General features: G+C 54.5%; 12 protein-coding genes. 9 read left to right on the forward strand and 3 right to left on the reverse strand.

What is annotated here, in order from left to right; all coding sequences use genetic code 11:
- Window positions 1–2 precede the first annotated feature (2 nt).
- The 6 genes from NF683_RS12745 to sucD all read left to right on the forward strand — a co-directional run bounded on the left by NF683_RS12745 (window position 3) and on the right by sucD (window position 9328).
- A complete protein-coding gene (locus NF683_RS12745; RefSeq protein WP_253920171.1) occupies window positions 3–713 on the forward strand; it encodes a succinate dehydrogenase iron-sulfur subunit in 711 nt (236 codons plus the stop codon).
- A gap of 434 nt (window positions 714–1147) precedes the next feature.
- Window positions 1148–3982, forward strand: a complete 2835-nt coding sequence (locus NF683_RS12750) for a 2-oxoglutarate dehydrogenase E1 component (protein ID WP_253921899.1) — start codon at window positions 1148–1150, stop codon at window positions 3980–3982.
- 38 nt (window positions 3983–4020) lie between these two features.
- On the forward strand, window positions 4021–5586 hold the full coding sequence (gene odhB / locus NF683_RS12755) for a 2-oxoglutarate dehydrogenase complex dihydrolipoyllysine-residue succinyltransferase (protein ID WP_089038766.1): 1566 nt from the start codon (window positions 4021–4023) through the stop codon (window positions 5584–5586).
- 114 nt (window positions 5587–5700) lie between these two features.
- On the forward strand, window positions 5701–7140 hold the full coding sequence (gene lpdA, locus NF683_RS12760; protein ID WP_089038765.1) for a dihydrolipoyl dehydrogenase: 1440 nt from the start codon (window positions 5701–5703) through the stop codon (window positions 7138–7140).
- Window positions 7141–7289: 149 nt separating this feature from the next.
- Entirely contained in the window at window positions 7290–8456 is a 1167-nt protein-coding gene (sucC, locus tag NF683_RS12765; protein WP_009722517.1) for an ADP-forming succinate--CoA ligase subunit beta, read from the forward strand.
- Complete coding sequence (gene sucD, locus NF683_RS12770) at window positions 8456–9328, forward strand: succinate--CoA ligase subunit alpha (protein ID WP_009722518.1); 873 nt, start codon at window positions 8456–8458, stop codon at window positions 9326–9328. Before sucC ends, sucD begins: the two co-directional genes overlap by 1 nt.
- A 66-nt stretch (window positions 9329–9394) precedes the next feature.
- Here the strand turns inward: sucD and NF683_RS12775 are convergent, their stop codons facing one another.
- The 3 genes from NF683_RS12775 to NF683_RS12785 all read right to left on the reverse strand — a co-directional run bounded on the left by NF683_RS12775 (window position 9395) and on the right by NF683_RS12785 (window position 13604).
- Window positions 9395–10435: a lysylphosphatidylglycerol synthase transmembrane domain-containing protein gene (locus NF683_RS12775; RefSeq protein ID WP_253920172.1), complete on the reverse strand. Its 1041-nt coding sequence runs from the start codon at window positions 10433–10435 to the stop codon at window positions 9395–9397.
- On the reverse strand, window positions 10413–11531 hold the full coding sequence (locus tag NF683_RS12780) for a glycosyltransferase family 4 protein (RefSeq protein WP_253920173.1): 1119 nt from the start codon (window positions 11529–11531) through the stop codon (window positions 10413–10415). The genes NF683_RS12775 and NF683_RS12780 overlap by 23 nt, the downstream gene beginning before the upstream one ends.
- Before the next feature lie 132 nt (window positions 11532–11663).
- A complete protein-coding gene (locus NF683_RS12785; protein ID WP_253921900.1) occupies window positions 11664–13604 on the reverse strand; it encodes an exoribonuclease II in 1941 nt (646 codons plus the stop codon).
- A gap of 254 nt (window positions 13605–13858) precedes the next feature.
- On the opposite strand from NF683_RS12785, the gene NF683_RS12790 reads away from it, so the two are divergent.
- From NF683_RS12790 to NF683_RS12800, 3 genes are read left to right on the forward strand one after another with little or no spacing between them, the layout of a single operon-like run.
- Window positions 13859–14593 (forward strand): GntR family transcriptional regulator, encoded by a 735-nt coding sequence (locus tag NF683_RS12790; protein WP_253920174.1) that lies wholly within the window; start codon window positions 13859–13861, stop codon window positions 14591–14593.
- An 8-nt stretch (window positions 14594–14601) separates the two neighbouring features.
- Window positions 14602–15717, forward strand: a complete 1116-nt coding sequence (gene nagA / locus NF683_RS12795) for an N-acetylglucosamine-6-phosphate deacetylase (protein ID WP_089038761.1) — start codon at window positions 14602–14604, stop codon at window positions 15715–15717.
- The gene (locus NF683_RS12800) at window positions 15718–16737 is read left to right on the forward strand and encodes an SIS domain-containing protein (RefSeq protein ID WP_089038760.1); all 1020 of its coding nucleotides are present in this window, start codon (window positions 15718–15720) and stop codon (window positions 16735–16737) included.
- The last annotated feature ends 16 nt before the right edge of the window (window positions 16738–16753 follow it).

Consider the following 16753-nt stretch of genomic DNA (forward strand, 5'->3'; position numbering starts at 1 on the left):
CCATGTCTAACCTTCAGGTATCCGTATACCGCTACAATCCGGAAACCGACTCCGCGCCCTATATGCAGGAGTTCCAGGTCGATACCAAAGACCGCGATCTGATGGTGCTGGATGTTCTGCATCTGATGAAAGAGCAGGATAGCGGACTTGCGTTCCGTCGCAGCTGCCGTGAGGGCGTATGCGGTTCCGATGGCATGAACATGAACGGTAAAAACGGCTTGGCATGTATTACGCCGCTGTCAGATGTTGTGAAAGGCAATAAACTGACCTTGCGCCCGTTGCCGGGTCTGCCGGTTATCCGCGATATGGTTGTGGATATGGGGCTGTTCTATAAGCAGTACGAGCGCATTCAGCCGTACTTGCAGAACGATGAGCCTGCACCGGCGATTGAGCGTCTGCAATCACCAGAAGAGCGCGACAAGCTAGATGGCCTGTATGAGTGTATTCTTTGTGCATGCTGCTCTACGTCATGCCCATCGTTCTGGTGGAATCCAGACAAGTTTGTCGGTCCGGCTGGTTTGCTTCAGTCTTATCGCTTTCTTGCGGATACACGTGACACGGCTACCCGCGAACGTCTTACCAGCCTGGAAGATCCGTTCTCCGTGTTCCGTTGCCGCGGCATCATGAATTGCGTTGCGGTTTGTCCAAAAGGACTAAATCCGACCCGTGCAATTGGTAAAATTCGTGAAATGTTGTTGGCTGATGCGACGTAAACGCCTAATCCTATGAAAAAAATGCGATCGCTACGTAAGTTGCTGCACAAAGCCACTTAAATCGTGGCGCTTCGCTTGTTATCATAGGGGCGTTAGGTGGTGCGGCGACGCGTCGCACCATCTAACCAGTCAAGTTTAAAAGCCGGTGCCGCAAGTACCGGCTTTTGAGCATGAACTGATTGAGTATGACTAGATAAAAGAAGCCTTCGTATTAACGTAGTAAGTAGACGAAGGTATAATAGTACGTAGTGAAATAGAGCGTACTGAAGTGGTACGTAGTGAAAATGTAGTACTTACAGCTAGTATGAATAGGGCTTCCGGCCTTCGGTCGGCGCCGCCGGCATATGTCCCGCCCCGCCGGCAGGGCAATAGCGATGTCGTTGCGCGATTGCAGCGATACCGATACCACCCCATCAGTGCAGGGTGACCGAGAGATGCAACAAGGCATAATGGAGTTGATGTGGCGTTCCTCTCACGTTAGTGGTGGCAATGTCCACTACGTGGAAGCGCTTTATGAGCAGTACCTCGCCGATCCTGATTCTGTCTCAGATGAATGGCGCAGCTATTTTGATCAGTTGCCTCGTTCTGAGGGCAGTGCCTCCCACGATGTTCCACTAAGCCCCACTCGTGATCAGTTCTACCAACTGGGTCGTGAAAGTCGCCCAGGCCGGGTAGCCGCCGCCTCCGATAGCGGTGAGAATAAAAAGCAGGTAAAAGTCCTGCAGCTGATTAACGCATACCGCTTTCGTGGCCATCAGAAGGCCAATATCGACCCGCTAGGACTGCGTAATCCCACCCCCGTCCCAGACCTCGATCTGTCATTTCATCAGCTTTCCAAAGCTGATCTTGATACCGAGTTCCAGACCGGTTCGTTTTTTCTAGGTATTGATAAAGCACCGTTGCGTGAGATCGTTGACGCGCTGGAGCAGACTTATTGTCGCTCTATCGGTTGCGAGATCATGCACATTGTTGATACCGAAGAGAAACGTTGGTTGCAACGGCGTTTTGAATCGGTGCGCAGTGCGCCGAAATTCAGCAACGATGTGCGTAAGCATGTGCTTGAGCGTCTTACCGCTGCCGAAGGTTTGGAAAATTACCTAGCGTCTAAATATCCAGGCACCAAACGCTTCGGTCTTGAAGGTGGTGAATCATTTGTTCCGATGATGGACGAGTTGATTCAGCGCTCCGGTGGCTATGGCACTAAAGAAGTTGTTATTGGCATGGCTCACCGTGGCCGTTTGAACCTGTTGGTTAATATTCTGGGCAAAAATCCCGCTGAATTGATCGACGAGTTCGACGGTAAAAAGGTGATCGAGCGTGGTTCTGGTGATGTGAAATATCACCAAGGCTTCAGCTCTAACGTCATGTCGCCTGGTGGCGAAGTTCACTTGGCAATGTCGTTTAACCCGTCGCATTTGGAAATTGTTGCGCCGGTAGTAGAAGGCTCGGTACGCGCACGTCAAGATCGCCGTAATGATGAAGAGGGCAGCAAAGTTCTGCCAATCAACGTTCATGGCGATGCAGCGTTTGCTGGTCAGGGCGTGGTCATGGAGACATTCCAGATGTCTCAAACCCGTGCCTATAAAACCGGTGGCACAGTACACATCGTGATTAACAACCAGGTGGGCTTTACGACGTCGAACCCCTTGGACGCGCGATCCACCGAATACTGTACTGACATCGCTAAGATGGTTCAGGCGCCGATTTTCCATGTTAACGGCGATGATCCTGATGCGGTTATCCATGCGACCCAAGTGGCGTTGGATTACCGGCAACAGTTTAAGAAAGACGTTGTTATTGATCTGGTGTGCTACCGCCGCCGCGGCCACAACGAGGCCGACGAGCCATCGGGTACCCAGCCGATGATGTACGCCAAGATTAAAGATCATCCTTCTTCGCGTTCACTCTATGCGAAGCGTCTGGTCGAACAGGGCGTATTGTCAGAAGAAGACGCTAAGGCAATGGTTGAAACCTACCGCGATGATCTTGTGGCAGGCAATCACGTAGCTAATGCCTTGGTGCAGGAGCCTAATACATCACTCTTTGTGGACTGGGCACCTTACCTGGGGCATGAGTGGACCGGTAATGCAGACACTACCTTCGATATGAAGCGTCTGCAGCAGCTGGCTGCGAGAATGTGTGAGGTTCCTGATGGCGTCGAAGTACAGCGCCAAGTCGCTAAAATCTATGAAGACCGTCGCAAAATGCAGGCGGGCGGCATGGGGCTTAACTGGGGCTTCGCTGAAACGCTAGCGTATGCCACGCTGCTTGATCAAGGGCATCCGATTCGTATTACCGGTCAGGATGTTGGTCGTGGGACGTTCTCTCACCGTCATGCGGTTATCCATAACCAGAAAGATGGTTCTACGTACGTACCGCTGCAGAATATGTCAGACGGTCAGCCGCGCTTTACCATTCACGACTCTTTCCTATCGGAAGAAGCGGTGCTGGCGTTTGAGTACGGCTACTCCACGACAGCGCCGGGTGACTTAGTCATTTGGGAAGCCCAGTTTGGTGACTTCTTCAACGGTGCCCAAGTCGTGGTTGACCAGTTTATCTCTTCTGGTGAGACCAAGTGGGGACGACTGTGTGGACTGACCATGCTGTTGCCGCACGGCTATGAAGGTCAGGGGCCAGAGCACTCCTCCGCGCGGTTAGAGCGCTTCTTGCAGCTGTGCGCTGAGCACAACATGCAGGTGTGTGTGCCGACGACGCCCGCACAGATTTATCATCTGATGCGACGTCAAGTCATTCGTCCGTTGCGTAAGCCACTGGTAATCATGTCGCCGAAGTCGCTACTGCGCCACAAAGAAGCGGTATCTAGCCTAGAAGATCTTGCTCACGGCAAGTTCTACATGGTGCTACCGGATCAGGCGAATCTTGAGGCAGAAAAGGTGACTCGCGTTATTATGTGTGCCGGTAAGGTGTACTACGACCTAGCCAACTGGCGTGCAGAAAACGAGCGTGATGACACGGCGATTATTCGTCTCGAGCAACTCTACCCCTTCCCGAAAGAAGAACTTCTGGAAGTGCTCCAGGCGTATGCCAATGTGGAAGACATCGTGTGGTGCCAGGAAGAGCCGCTAAACCAGGGCGCTTGGTACTCAAGTCAGCACCACATGCGCGCCGTCGCCGATATGCTGAAAGATGGTCTCGGACGTGATTTGAAATTTGCAGGACGTCCTGCCTCTGCCGCACCGGCAGCGGGCTATATGTCCGTCCACACTGAACAGCAGCGCCAGCTGGTGGAAGACGCTTTTAACCTATAAGCGCCCACCGGGTTTAGAGAACATATAAGGGAAACGACATGGCTACTGATATCAAAGCGCCAACCTTTCCGGAATCCGTTGCCGAAGGCACTGTGGCTGCGTGGCATAAAAAGCCGGGTGACAGCGTCGAACGTGACGAGCTGATTGTTGAAATCGAAACCGACAAAGTGGTGCTAGAAGTCGTCGCACCGGAAGCGGGTACCCTGACTGACGTGATGGCAGAAGAAGGCGATACCGTTGAGTCAGAGCAAGTGTTAGGCAAAATCGGTGAAGGCAGCGCAGCAAGTGGCAAAGAAGATACATCTTCTGATGATGCTAGTGCTAAAAAGCCTGCTGAGAAAAGTGAAGAGAAAAAAGCCAGCGGCGGTAACGGCGGTGGTAAGCAACATGACGTAAAAGCCCCAAGCTTCCCTGAATCTATCCAGGAAGGCACCGTGGCAACGTGGCACAAGAAGGTTGGTGAAGCGGTTAAACGCGATGAAGTGTTAGCCGACATCGAAACCGACAAGGTAGTGCTCGAAGTTGTCGCACCTGCCGACGGCGCACTGGCAGAAATTAAAGCCGAAGAAGGCAGTCAGGTTGAATCCGAAGCGGTTCTGGCCATCTTTACCGAAGGTGCTGGTGGCGCCGGTGAAGAGAGCAGCAGTGCCTCTGCTTCAAGTGCTGCGGGTAGCGATGATGAAGGCGCTGATGAGAAGGTCGGCGATAAGATCCTAGCGCCGGCGGCACGCAAGATGGTTGCTGAGCATGATTTGGATGTTGCCAAGATTGAGGGCACCGGCAAAGGTGGCCGCATCTTGAAAGAAGACGTGCAAAAAGCCGTGAAAGATGGTTCTGCCAAAAAAGCAGCGAAATCTTCAGCGCCGGCGAAAGCAGCTGCCGCCGCACCGGCAGTGGAAGGTGATCGCGTCGAGAAGCGCGTTCCGATGACGCGTCTGCGTCAAACCATTGCTAAGCGTCTGGTTCAGGCGCAGCAAACGGCTGCCATGCTGACCACTTATAACGAAGTGGACATGACTGAAATCATGGCGCTTCGTGCGCAGTACAAAGATACGTTCCAGAAAACCCACGATATTAAACTGGGCTTTATGGGCTTCTTTGTAAAAGCGGCTTCTGAAGCACTCAAGCGCTTCCCGGATGTTAACGCCTCTATTGATGGTACCGATATCGTTTACCACGGTTATCAAGATATCGGCGTTGCGGTATCAACGGATCGTGGCCTGGTGGTACCGGTGCTACGTGATACCGATAGCATGAAAATTGCCGACGTTGAGCGCACGATTGTTGATTTCGGTAAGCGTGGTCGTGACGGTAAGCTGGGCATGGATGACATGATCGGTGGCACCTTCACTATCACTAACGGCGGTACCTTTGGTTCTTTGATGTCGACCCCGATTATCAATCCACCTCAAACCGCTATCCTGGGTATGCATAAAATCCAGGATCGTCCAATGGCTGTGAATGGTAAGGTCGAGATTCGCCCGATGATGTATCTGGCGCTGTCCTACGACCACCGCATGATTGATGGTAAAGATGCGGTACGATTCTTGGTTACTATTAAAGAGCTGCTGGAAGACCCGGCTCGCTTGCTGCTGGACGTATAACGGAGCGCGCTGATCCGCCTCCTCTGCTGTATTAGCGTTCTAATGCAATCGCACCTTGCCTCCTGCCCGTTTTAAGTTCAAACGGGGGGAGGCAACCAAGCTAAAGGAGCCAACATGGCTGACAAGTTTGATGTGATCGTTATCGGTGCAGGTCCTGGTGGCTACGTAGCGGCTATCCGCGCTGCGCAGCTGGGCCTGAAGGCCGCCTGTGTTGAAAAATGGATTGGTAAAGAAGGCAACGTCGTTCACGGCGGTACGTGTTTGAACGTCGGCTGTATCCCGTCTAAAGCGTTGCTTGAAGCCTCGCACAAGTTCGTCGAAGCCAAGCACGATTTCGACGACATGGGTATTAATGCCGGTGACGTCACGATGGACGTCAAAAAAATGATGGCTCGCAAGGACAAGATCGTTAAGAACTTGACCGGCGGCATCTCTGGCTTATTTAAAGCCAATGGTGTTACGGCTATTGAGGGCACCGGTAAAGTGGTTTCCGGTAAGCAAGTCGAAGTGACCGATCTAGACGGCAATACCACCACTTACGACGCTGATAACATCGTTGTTGCTGCAGGTTCCGTGCCGGTTGAAATTCCACCGACGCCGCTAACCGAAGGCTTGATTGTTGACTCTACCGGCGCGCTGGAATTCCAGGAAACGCCGAAGCGTTTAGGCGTTATTGGTGCTGGCGTTATCGGCCTAGAGCTGGGTAGCGTTTGGAACCGCTTAGGTTCTGAAGTTACTGTTCTGGAAGCGATGGATAGCTTCTTGCCGATGGTCGATACGGCGATCGCAAAAGAAACACAGAAACTGCTCAAAAAGCAGGGGCTGGATATTAAACTGGGCGCCCGCGTAACAGGCTCGGAATCCAATGGCGATGAAGTCATCGTTAAGTACACCGATGCCAATGGCGAACAGGAAATGACCTTCGACAAACTGATTGTTTGCGTTGGTCGCCGTCCGTACACCAAGGGTGTGATTGCCGATGGTGTGAGCGTTGAACTGGACGAACGCGGTTTTATCTTTGTTGATGACCAGTGCCGCACAAACGTACCCGGTGTTTATGCTATTGGTGACTGTGTGCGTGGCCCCATGCTGGCGCACAAAGCATCTGAAGAAGGCATCATGGTCGCTGATATCATCGCTGGCCACAAAGCCGAGATGAACTACGACACGATTCCGAACGTGATCTACACGTTCCCGGAAGTCGCTTGGGTCGGTATGACTGAGCAAGATGCCAAAGCGAAAGGTATTGAAGTTAAGACTGGTAGCTTCCCGTTCGCGGCAAGTGGTCGTGCGATGGCGAATAACGCCACCGAGGGTAGCGCCAAGATTATCGCCGATGCGGAAACTGACCGTATTCTCGGCATGCATATTGTTGGTCAGCACGCGGGTGAGATGATTGCCCAGGGCGTGATTGCAATGGAATTCGGCTCTAGCGCTGAAGACCTAGCTCTGACCTGCTATGCACACCCGACTATGTCGGAAGCTGTGCATGAAGCCGCTCTTGCGGTAGACGGCCATGCCATTCATATGGCTAACCGTAAGAAGCGCAAGTAATTCGCTAAGCAACAACCAAGCGCCACCGTCAGGTGGCGCAACACTTTCGGCTCTGTGAGAAATCAGCGGGGACGAAGGTACGGGGATGCCCCGCTCTTTTAAAGCAGCGGGTCATCGTTCGAGTCACATGCAACCAATGGCATGAATCGATGAACCTTCACGAGTATCAAGGCAAACAGCTGTTTGCTGATTATGGTCTACCAGTGTCTAAAGGCTTTGCCGTGGACACTCCCGAAGAAGCTGAAGAAGCGTGCAAAAAGATCGGCGGTGACATGTGGGTGGTTAAAGCCCAGGTTCACGCTGGCGGCCGCGGTAAAGCGGGTGGCGTTAAGCTGATTAAAGATCCGGCTGAAGCAAAAGCTTTCGCCGAGCAGTGGTTAGGTAAGAACCTGGTCACCTTCCAGACTGACGAAAAAGGTCAGCCGGTTGCTAAAATTTTGGTTGAGACTTGCACCGACATCGCTGACGAGCTGTATCTCGGCGCCGTCGTCGATCGCACCACCCGTCGCGTGGTCTTCATGGCCTCTACCGAAGGCGGTGTTGAAATCGAGACCGTTGCAGAAGAAACGCCAGAAAAGATTTTGAAAGCTGAAATCGATCCGCTGGTCGGCGCACAGCCCTACCAAGCGCGTGAGCTGGCATTTGCTCTGGGCCTGAAAGGCGATCAGATCAAGCAGTTCACCAAGATCTTCCTGGGCCTTTCTAAGCTGTTCCATGACAAAGATCTGGCACTGTTAGAAATTAACCCGCTGGTTATTACCGACGAAGGCAATCTGCACTGCCTCGACGCAAAACTGGGGCTCGACAGCAACGCGCTGTACCGTCATCCAGACCTTCAAGCGATGCGCGATCCTTCCCAGGAAGATCAGCGTGAAGCTGATGCAGCGAAGTGGGAACTGAACTATGTAGCGCTTGATGGCAACATCGGCTGCATGGTTAACGGTGCTGGCCTGGCCATGGGCACCATGGACATCGTCAACCTGAGTGGCGGCAAGCCTGCTAACTTCCTGGACGTTGGTGGCGGCGCGACCAAAGAGCGCGTTGCAGAAGCGTTCAAGATCATCCTGTCTGACGACAACGTCAAAGCGGTTCTGGTGAACATCTTCGGCGGTATCGTTCGTTGCGACATGATTGCTGAAGGCATCATCGGTGCTGTTGAACAAGTTGGTGTTAACGTTCCAGTGGTTGTGCGTCTGGAAGGTAACAACGCTGAATTGGGCGCTGAAAAACTGGCGTCTAGCGGTCTGAACATCATCGCTGCTACCAGTCTGACCGACGCGGCTCAGCAGGTTGTAAAAGCAGCGGAGGGCAAGTAATGAGCATCCTGATCGATAAGAACACCAAGGTCATCTGCCAAGGTTTCACGGGTGGCCAGGGCACGTTCCACTCCGAACAGGCGATTGCCTATGGCACGCAAATGGTCGGTGGTGTTACGCCGGGCAAAGGCGGCCAGACGCACCTGGGCCTGCCCGTTTTCAACACCGTGAAAGAAGCGGTTGAGAAAACCGGCGCGGAAGCCAGCGTGATCTACGTTCCGGCACCGTTCTGTAAAGACTCGATTCTTGAAGCTGCTAACGCTGGCATCAAACTGATCGTGTGCATCACCGAAGGTATCGCGACGCTAGACATGCTCGAAGCAAAAGTAAAATGTGACGAGCTGGGCGTGCGTCTGATCGGCCCGAACTGCCCAGGTGTTATCACGCCTGGCGAATGTAAAATTGGCATCATGCCGGGCCACATTCACCAGCCGGGTAAAGTCGGTATCGTGTCGCGTTCAGGCACCCTGACTTACGAAGCCGTTAAGCAGACAACTGACCATGGTTTCGGTCAGTCTACCTGTGTAGGCATCGGTGGTGACCCGATTCCGGGTTCTAACTTTATCGACATTCTTGAAATGTTCGAGAAAGACCCAAAAACCGAAGCGATCGTGATGATCGGTGAAATCGGTGGTACGGCTGAAGAAGAAGCAGCGGCTTACATCAAAGCCAACGTTTCTAAGCCTGTGGTTTCCTACATTGCCGGTGTCACTGCACCTCCTGGCAAGCGTATGGGCCATGCGGGCGCAATCATCTCTGGCGGCAAAGGTACTGCGGATGAGAAGTTTGCTGCCCTGGAAGATGCCGGTGTTAAAACCGTGCGTTCTCTGGCTGAAATCGGCGATGCACTGAAAGAAGTCACTGGCTGGTAAGCTATCGACCTCTAGTCGCACGCGATAAGGGCGCCCCTCGGGGCGCCCTTATTCGTTGGTGTACGGTTATTTTGCCGGCGTTTTATTATCGGATTTTCTGTTTAGCATTCGGTAGCTGTACAGAATAAATAGTGGTGCCCCCACCGCTAAATAGAGGTGGTAGCTCACCAGACGCCATACTAAGACGGCTGCTGCGGCCTGCTCGCGTTCCATCAAGGGTAGCAACAAACTGCCAACGCCCACTTCGGCGGCACCTGCTCCGCCAGGAAGAAAGCTCAGCTGGCTGGCCGCCATGGCCAGCATCTGGGTTAAAAACGTCCACATCCAATCGGCATGGCCGCCCACGCCCAGCACCGCGACATAGAGCAAGCTATAGCGCATTAGCCAATGCGCTGCGGTAAGCATCATCATCGCGAGCAGCGTCGTAAAAGGCAGCGCGAGTGTGACCTTGAGCGCATATCGGCATCGTAATAAGCGCCTTACTATCCAGCGCCGTCGGTAACGGCTTGGCCATGTCGTTATAACGCCACCTGCACGCAGCAGGCTGGGTAAATAACACATCACACCACTGACCAGCGTCGCCATAAATGCTAAACCGACCAGTGACCACTGTACTAGTGACTGATGCGGCCACTGGGTATCGCTGGCCAGAGAGAAGAGCACCAAACCGCTCAGCATGGTAAGGAAGAACAGCAAGTCACAGCCTTGGTCAATCAAAAACACCGCTGCCCCTTTGGCAGGAGGAAAGCCGCGTCGTGCAAGCAGGATAAGTAGAGTGGCTGGTCCTCCACTCCCTCCAGGCGTAGCGCACAATGCAAACTTTGATGCCAGCTCGATGCCCAGCGCACCACGTTGGCCAAGTTGCCCTGCGCGGCCACCTAACATTAGCCGCAGTCTTGTTGCATTCAGGTTCCAACACAGAAACGCTAACACCAGCATCAACAGCAATAACGCCAATGGAAAATGTTTAATACGCTGCAGCGCCTCAGCACCGCCCAGCCAAGTGGTAAGCACTAGCGGGGCCAAGAGTGCCCCCGCTAGTAGAAAACCATGCAGTGGGCGAAAACGCAGTAATCGTTGGGGCTTAGTGGTGGTGGGCGAGGGCATTGGGCCGTTCAATGTTGCAAAGGTCGATGTAGTGCTCAAGAAGAGACTGGATAACGCTATCCCAACTGAACTGGCGTTCGACAAAATGACGGGCATAACGCCCGCTGGCGGCGATGTCATTACTGAACAAGGCTGTGCATGCCTCGGCCATGGCATCCGGGTCGAGTGGCTGACACAGAATGCCGGCGCCTAATGGCACATTTTCAGCCAGCGCACCGGCCCTGGCACCCACGATAGGAATACCGCAGGCCATCGCTTCTTGAGCGATCAAGCCAAAGGTTTCCCGGGTACCCGCATGCAGAAGGGCATCGCTACTGGCGAGTGCTTTGGCCACTTCATGTGCGCCGCAGCAGCGATCCACGACAGTGACATTGCTAGGCACCTGATGGGGCATGCCGGGACCCATCAGCAATAAATGGTAATCACTGCCGAGCTGGCGCATCGTCGCCAGCAGCACATCAATATTTTTCTCGCGGGAATTGCGACCCACAAAAATCAGCAGCTTTTTATCGCTGGGAATGCCCATCCCTTGGCGGAAAGCAGGGTCTCGCTGCTGGGGGTGAAAATGGTTTAAATCGACCCCTAATGGCTGTACGCGAACGTTATCGACTCCCCACTCCCTGAGTCGATTAGCCATAGCGTTACAGGGTGCCAGCACGCTATCAAATTGGCAGTAGAGGTCTTTGACGTAGCGCGTTAAGCGTTTCTCTACGTAGCGGCCAAAGCGATCCCCCATTAAGCGCGGCAGATCTGAGTGATAAAATCCGACCACCGGTACCCCAAGCGTTTGGCCTGCGGCAAGGGCTGCCCATGCCGTTACATATGGGTCGCCAGCCTCGATAAGATCAGGTTTTAGCTCGATTAGTGCATCGCGCCAGCGTGACCCTCTCAGCGGAAAGCGGTAGCCCTGGCCCAAGGGGAGATGTAGCGCTGGCAAGGTGTGGTGGTCACCCAGGCTATCGCGCTCAGCTCCCGGCACTAACAGGCTAGTGCGTAGGTTTGCCGTGTGCGCTAGCACCCGGTGTTTAGCTTGCAGATAAGTACGAACGCCGCCGCTTGCCGGGGCGTGAAACATGGTCACATCAGCGATGTGCAAGGTAACCTCCGAACTACAAGGGTGTCATCGGATTACCATAAGGAAGAAATAAGTCAGTTCTGCGACAGTTAATGGGTGGCGGGAAAATAAAACGCCACGGCAATGCCGTGGCGTGGGCGGTGCAAGGTAACGTTATTCTGTGGGTTTGGCGACCAGCGAGCGGGTTTCCTCACGGGCTTCTGTTAGCGCAATGCGCAGGCTGTCGCCCAGCTTGTAGCGCTCTTCGCCTTCAATTTGAATGCGACCCTCTTTATCATCAATGACCACTTTATCGCGATCGCTGTGCATTAGCGGGGCGGGTACGAAGGCGGTAGCACCATTTTCCAACAGGCGTACTCGCATACCACCACGGTTGATCGCCATGACCTCTGCGTCGAAGGCATCTTGGTTTTGAGCCGCTGGCGTTAAGTAGCGAACGTAGAGCCAATCTTTTACGTCGCGTTCGGCCATACGGTTCAGGCGCCGCCGCTCGGTGAGTTGCTCGGTGAGCTGCTGGCTGGCTTCTGCCGGAGCCTGTTCACCTTTAAGCACACGCTTGATCAAACGATGGTTGACCATATCGCCGTACTTACGAATTGGCGACGTCCAGGTGGCATAAGCCGGTAATCCAAGACCAAAGTGCGGGCCAGGTTGAGCTGACATGCTGGTAAAGCCTTGGAAGCGGCGCAGGCGCGCGTCCAGCCAGGCATCATCACGGCTTTCCAGAGCGCGCTTCAGCTCTTTGTAGTGAGCTAGCTCAGTCAGCGCTTCCTGGGCAACCTCAATCTCCTGAGTGGCTAAGAACTCTTGAGCAGATTCGGCTTTTTCAGGCTCAAAAGCGCGGTGCACATTAAAGATACCGTGACCGATATGTTTGGCGAGGAAATCCGCGCAGCAAGCGTTAGCGGCAATCATCGATTCTTCAATCATACGGTTGGCAATGCGGCGATCTTCGGTGCGAATGCCTAAGACGTTGCCCGCGTCGTCCAGGTCGAAAACGTAATCAGGACGATCTTTAAACACCAGCGCATGTTCGTTGCGCCAAGCGGTGCGCGCCTCAGTCAAATCGCGCAGTGCTTTCAGCTGTTCAGCGATATTGTCAGCGGGAGCCCACTCGCCTTGACCGTCAATCCAGTCGGAAACGCGGTCATAGACTAGTTTGGCGTGGGATTTTACGTTAGCCGCAAAGAAACGGTAGTCACCTAGGCTGCCGTCGGCATTAATGTCTAACGAGCAGGCAAGGGCAGGGCGGTCCTGACCTTCCCATAGCGAGCAGAGGTCATCGGCCAGCTGTTCAGGCAACATCGTTACATTTTGGCCGGGTAAGTAAACCGTAAAAGCACGGGTGCGCGCTTCAAGGTCGGCCGCATGGCCCTCTTCGACGTAGGCCGTTGGGTCAGCGATCGCAACGCTTAGCCGCCAACCGCCGCTCTCCAGCGCTTCCACGTGTAGCGCGTCGTCCATATCGCGGGTTTTTTCGCCATCGATAGTAAAGAAGGGCTGCGCCGTGAGGTCTTCACGGGTTAACCCTTCATCATGCAGTGGCCACTCGGTACCTGCGTCCGGGCACTCTTGTTCCAGCGCATGGCGGGCAAGGGTGACGCGCCACGGAACGGCGGGGTCGTCGGCCTTAGCCACTAGCTCATCAATTTGCGTGAAGAAGCCGCGATCGTTCTCTTTCAGCGGGTGGCGTACCAGCCGCGCGACAACCCAGTCGCCATCAGCAATGGTGGCTTCATCCAGGCTGTTCTTTATGCGCGCCTTCAGCACATTGCGAATCGACGGATGGTCGGGCACAACGGCTAAACGGTCTTCGCGCTTCTGAACACGGGCAACAAAGCGGTCAAGCCCAGCTTCGATCAGCTTCTCAGGCTCTACGGACTTTTTGTCGCCGTTTTCATGGATCACCGCCTCGACGCGATCGCCATGGAGTACTTGCTTCATGGCGGGGGGCGGCACGAAATAAGATTCACCGCTGTCGGTTTCAAGAAAACCGAAGCCTTTTTCGGTGGCTTTGATCACCCCTTCAGCGCGTGGAGTGGTGTCACGGATCTGTTGCTTGAGCTGGGCAAGCAATGAGTTGTTTTGCAGCATGTGTTCAATCAGTTGGCGAGAGTAGCCTGCCACTATACGGATTCCCAAAGGCCGCGCCAATCGTGGTTACCCTGAAGTTCGCTTTGGCCCCGAACTATCAATGATCTGCGTTCAATTATGTGCGCGCTTTATTGCCTTATTGGCCGGGCTGGACGCCACTATTCAACCATAGTTGTATCTAATTGGTATTTGATTGGTATCTTATTGGGTCTATAGTGGTATCTAATTGGTATGGCCGCTACTGGTAGACACTCATGGACCCACGCTTTACTCAGCTTCATCTTGATCCTCAGGGCGCGACACCGCTTTATCAGCAGTTAGCGCGCCAACTAGAACAAGCCATTGAGACGGGCGCTTGGCAAGCTGGCGAAGCGTTGCCTTCGGAGCGCAATTTGGCTGAAAGCTTAGCGGTTTCGCGCATCACTGCGCGGAAGGCATTGGATCGCCTAGCAGAGCTTGGATTGATTCACCGTAACCGTGGCTCGGGCACGTTTATTGCCCCTCGCCTCAATCAGTCCTTGTCACGGCTCGCTAGTTTTACCGAGCTGCTGACCCAGCGTGGGTTTACGCCGAGTTCTCATTGGTTGGAACGCAAGCTGGCCAATCCCAGTGCAGAAGAGAGCATGCGCCTTGGCCTGGGGGCTGACGCTCAAGTCGCGCGTCTCAAGCGTTTGCGTTTAGCCGATGAAGTGGTAATGGCGGTGGAAGAGAGTTGCCTGCCCATCTCGGTGCTGCCCGATCCTCTCCGGGTCGATACATCGCTTTATGCAACGTTGGAAGCCAGCGGCAGAGGCATAGCACGTGCTTTGCAGCATGTGACGGCTATCAATGCCAGCGCAGAACTAGCCATGCTGGCTGAGGTGCCTGAGGGCCAGGCGTTGCTCAAAGTGACGCGTCTAGGCTATCTCGCAGATGGCTCTCCGGCGGAGCTTACCGTTACCTACTGCCGCACTGATTATTACGACTTTATGGTCGAGATGACCCGCTAGGAGGTTTTATGCAGTTTGGCAATATTCTCACCTCTGAGGGCTGGCGCCTGGGCGAGATCCACTGGGAAGACGGGCGTATTAAGCGCATTGACGGCGATCCGGTAGATCCTGATACCAATGACCATCCACGCATTATTCCCGGCTTTATAGATTTGCATGTGCATGGTGGTGGTGGTGCCGACACCATGGAGGGCGGCACAGCTGTTGCCACCCTAGCGCGCACCCATGTGCGCTTTGGAACTACCCGTTTGCTTGCTACCACCATGACGGCGCCAGATGAGCGGATCCGTCAGGTGCTAGGCGATATCGCCCGCTATATGGAAGCGCAGGAGCCGGACGCCGCCAAGGTGTTGGGCGTCCATTTGGAAGGTCCTTATATCAATCCCGGCAAGCTGGGTGCTCAACCCGCCTATGCGCGTAATGGGGTGATTGAGGGGGTGGATGAGCTGTGTGCTTTGGCTCCCATCCGCTTACTGACACTTGCCCCTGAGTTAGCTGGCCACTATGCATTAATTCGCCATCTCAGCGAGCGCGGCGTGCGGGTTCAGATTGGGCATACGCTTGGCAGCTATGAAGAGGGTGTTGAGGCATTGGCTCATGGTGCCTGCGGGTTTACGCATCTGTTCAATGCCATGACCGGACTGCATCACCGCAAACCGGGAATGGTCGGCGCAGCGCTCGCCCATGCGCAGTACGCCGAAGTGATTCCTGATCTGCTGCATGTACACCCTGGTGCCATCCGTGCCGCCTTACGTTGCATCCCTAATCTCTACGCGGTTACCGACTCCACGGCAGCGGCAGGCATGCCAGACGGTGATTACCGTCTAGGTGAGCAGACCGTCACCAAATGTCTGGGAGGTGTGCGTTTGGCTGACGGCACTTTGGCAGGCAGTACGCTGACCATGGATCAGGCGTTACGTAACTTCGTTAGCCTCGGTCTTACCCTGGCGGACGCCTCGGATCGCCTGTCACGTTTCCCCGCCGACTTCCTGGGGATCGACGACATTGGCCGCCTGCAAGAGGGCGCATTGGCGGATCTGGTCATCCTTGACCCCCAACTTCAACTCCAAGCGGTCTATGTCGAAGGCCGTCATATCTGTGGAAACGCCCAAGGAGCCTCTTAAATGTCTTTGATGCTTGAAGAAACTCGCAACGCCCCTGAACGTGTTCGCGGTCAGTTGCAGCGTAATCACGCGTTGCTTGCTGCACTAGGTGAACGCTTGCGCCTTGCCGAGCCGACTGCCGCAGTCACCGTGGCGCGGGGCAGTTCCGATCATGCCGCCAGCTACTTCGCCTACCAATGTATGCAGCGTAAAGGCATTCCGGTGGCCTCGCTGCCTCCCTCGCTGACTACCCTGGCTAAGGCACCTTGGCGACTAACAGGGCAATTATCCTTGGCGGTTTCCCAATCTGGACAAAGCCCTGACCTAGTGGCGATGCAGCAGTCGCTCGCTGCCGCTGGGGCTCGAACGATAGCGTTAGTCAATACGCCGCAGTCGCCTCTGGGCGCGGCCAGCGATAGTGAAATTCCGCTCTACGCGGGAGAAGAAAAAAGTGTCGCTGCCACCAAAAGCTACTTGGCCACGCTTTCTGCCATGGCGCAGCTTATCGGCCACTGGCAGGAAGACCGCCTGCTACTCACTGCTTTGGAACAACTTCCAGAACGCCTGACCCAGGCCCTGGCGATGGATTGGTCCCCAGCCATCGAGGCATTACTAAATGCCGACAAGATGATGGTGATTGGTCGTGGAGCAGGTCTTGCAGTCGCTCAGGAAGCGGCGCTCAAGTTTAAAGAAACCTGTGCGATTCAAGCGGAATCCTTTAGCGGTGCCGAAGTTCGCCATGGTCCGATGGCGCTGATTGGCCCTGATTATCCGGTGTTGGTATTCGCGCCACCAGGGCCCGAACAGGCTGGTTTGCTGGAGTTAACCGATTGGCTCAAGAGTGTTGGCGCCCGAGTCGTCCTTGCTGCCGACAAGAGCGTGGTACAGCGCAATTTGACCTTGGTAGATGCTGGTCATGAGGCTCTGCAGCCACTGTCGGTGATTCAGAGCTTTTATCAAATGGTGGCTGGTCTTGCAGAGGCCCGGGGAAGCGATCCAGATCGCCCACGGCACCTCAATAAAGTTACCTGCACCCTGTAACGTATAACAACAATCT

Origin of the sequence: Halomonas sp. MS1 (genome assembly GCF_024182575.1) — a bacterium.
Taxonomy (GTDB): Bacteria; Pseudomonadota; Gammaproteobacteria; order Pseudomonadales; family Halomonadaceae; genus Vreelandella.

Excerpts from the sequence above, each read along its gene's own strand:
- odhB (WP_089038766.1), top strand. The coding sequence starts at position 4,021 with ATGGCTACTGATATCAAAGCGCCAACCTTTCCGGAATCCGTTGCCGAA.
- lpdA (WP_089038765.1), top strand. The coding sequence starts at position 5,701 with ATGGCTGACAAGTTTGATGTGATCGTTATCGGTGCAGGTCCTGGTGGC.
- nagA (WP_089038761.1), top strand. The coding sequence starts at position 14,602 with ATGCAGTTTGGCAATATTCTCACCTCTGAGGGCTGGCGCCTGGGCGAG.
- NF683_RS12800 (WP_089038760.1), top strand. The coding sequence starts at position 15,718 with ATGTCTTTGATGCTTGAAGAAACTCGCAACGCCCCTGAACGTGTTCGC.
- NF683_RS12750 (WP_253921899.1), top strand. The coding sequence starts at position 1,148 with ATGCAACAAGGCATAATGGAGTTGATGTGGCGTTCCTCTCACGTTAGT.
- sucD (WP_009722518.1), top strand. The coding sequence starts at position 8,456 with ATGAGCATCCTGATCGATAAGAACACCAAGGTCATCTGCCAAGGTTTC.
- NF683_RS12745 (WP_253920171.1), top strand. The coding sequence starts at position 3 with ATGTCTAACCTTCAGGTATCCGTATACCGCTACAATCCGGAAACCGAC.
- NF683_RS12785 (WP_253921900.1), bottom strand. The coding sequence starts at position 13,604 with ATGCTGCAAAACAACTCATTGCTTGCCCAGCTCAAGCAACAGATCCGT.
- NF683_RS12790 (WP_253920174.1), top strand. The coding sequence starts at position 13,859 with ATGGACCCACGCTTTACTCAGCTTCATCTTGATCCTCAGGGCGCGACA.
- sucC (WP_009722517.1), top strand. The coding sequence starts at position 7,290 with ATGAACCTTCACGAGTATCAAGGCAAACAGCTGTTTGCTGATTATGGT.
- NF683_RS12775 (WP_253920172.1), bottom strand. The coding sequence starts at position 10,435 with ATGCCCTCGCCCACCACCACTAAGCCCCAACGATTACTGCGTTTTCGC.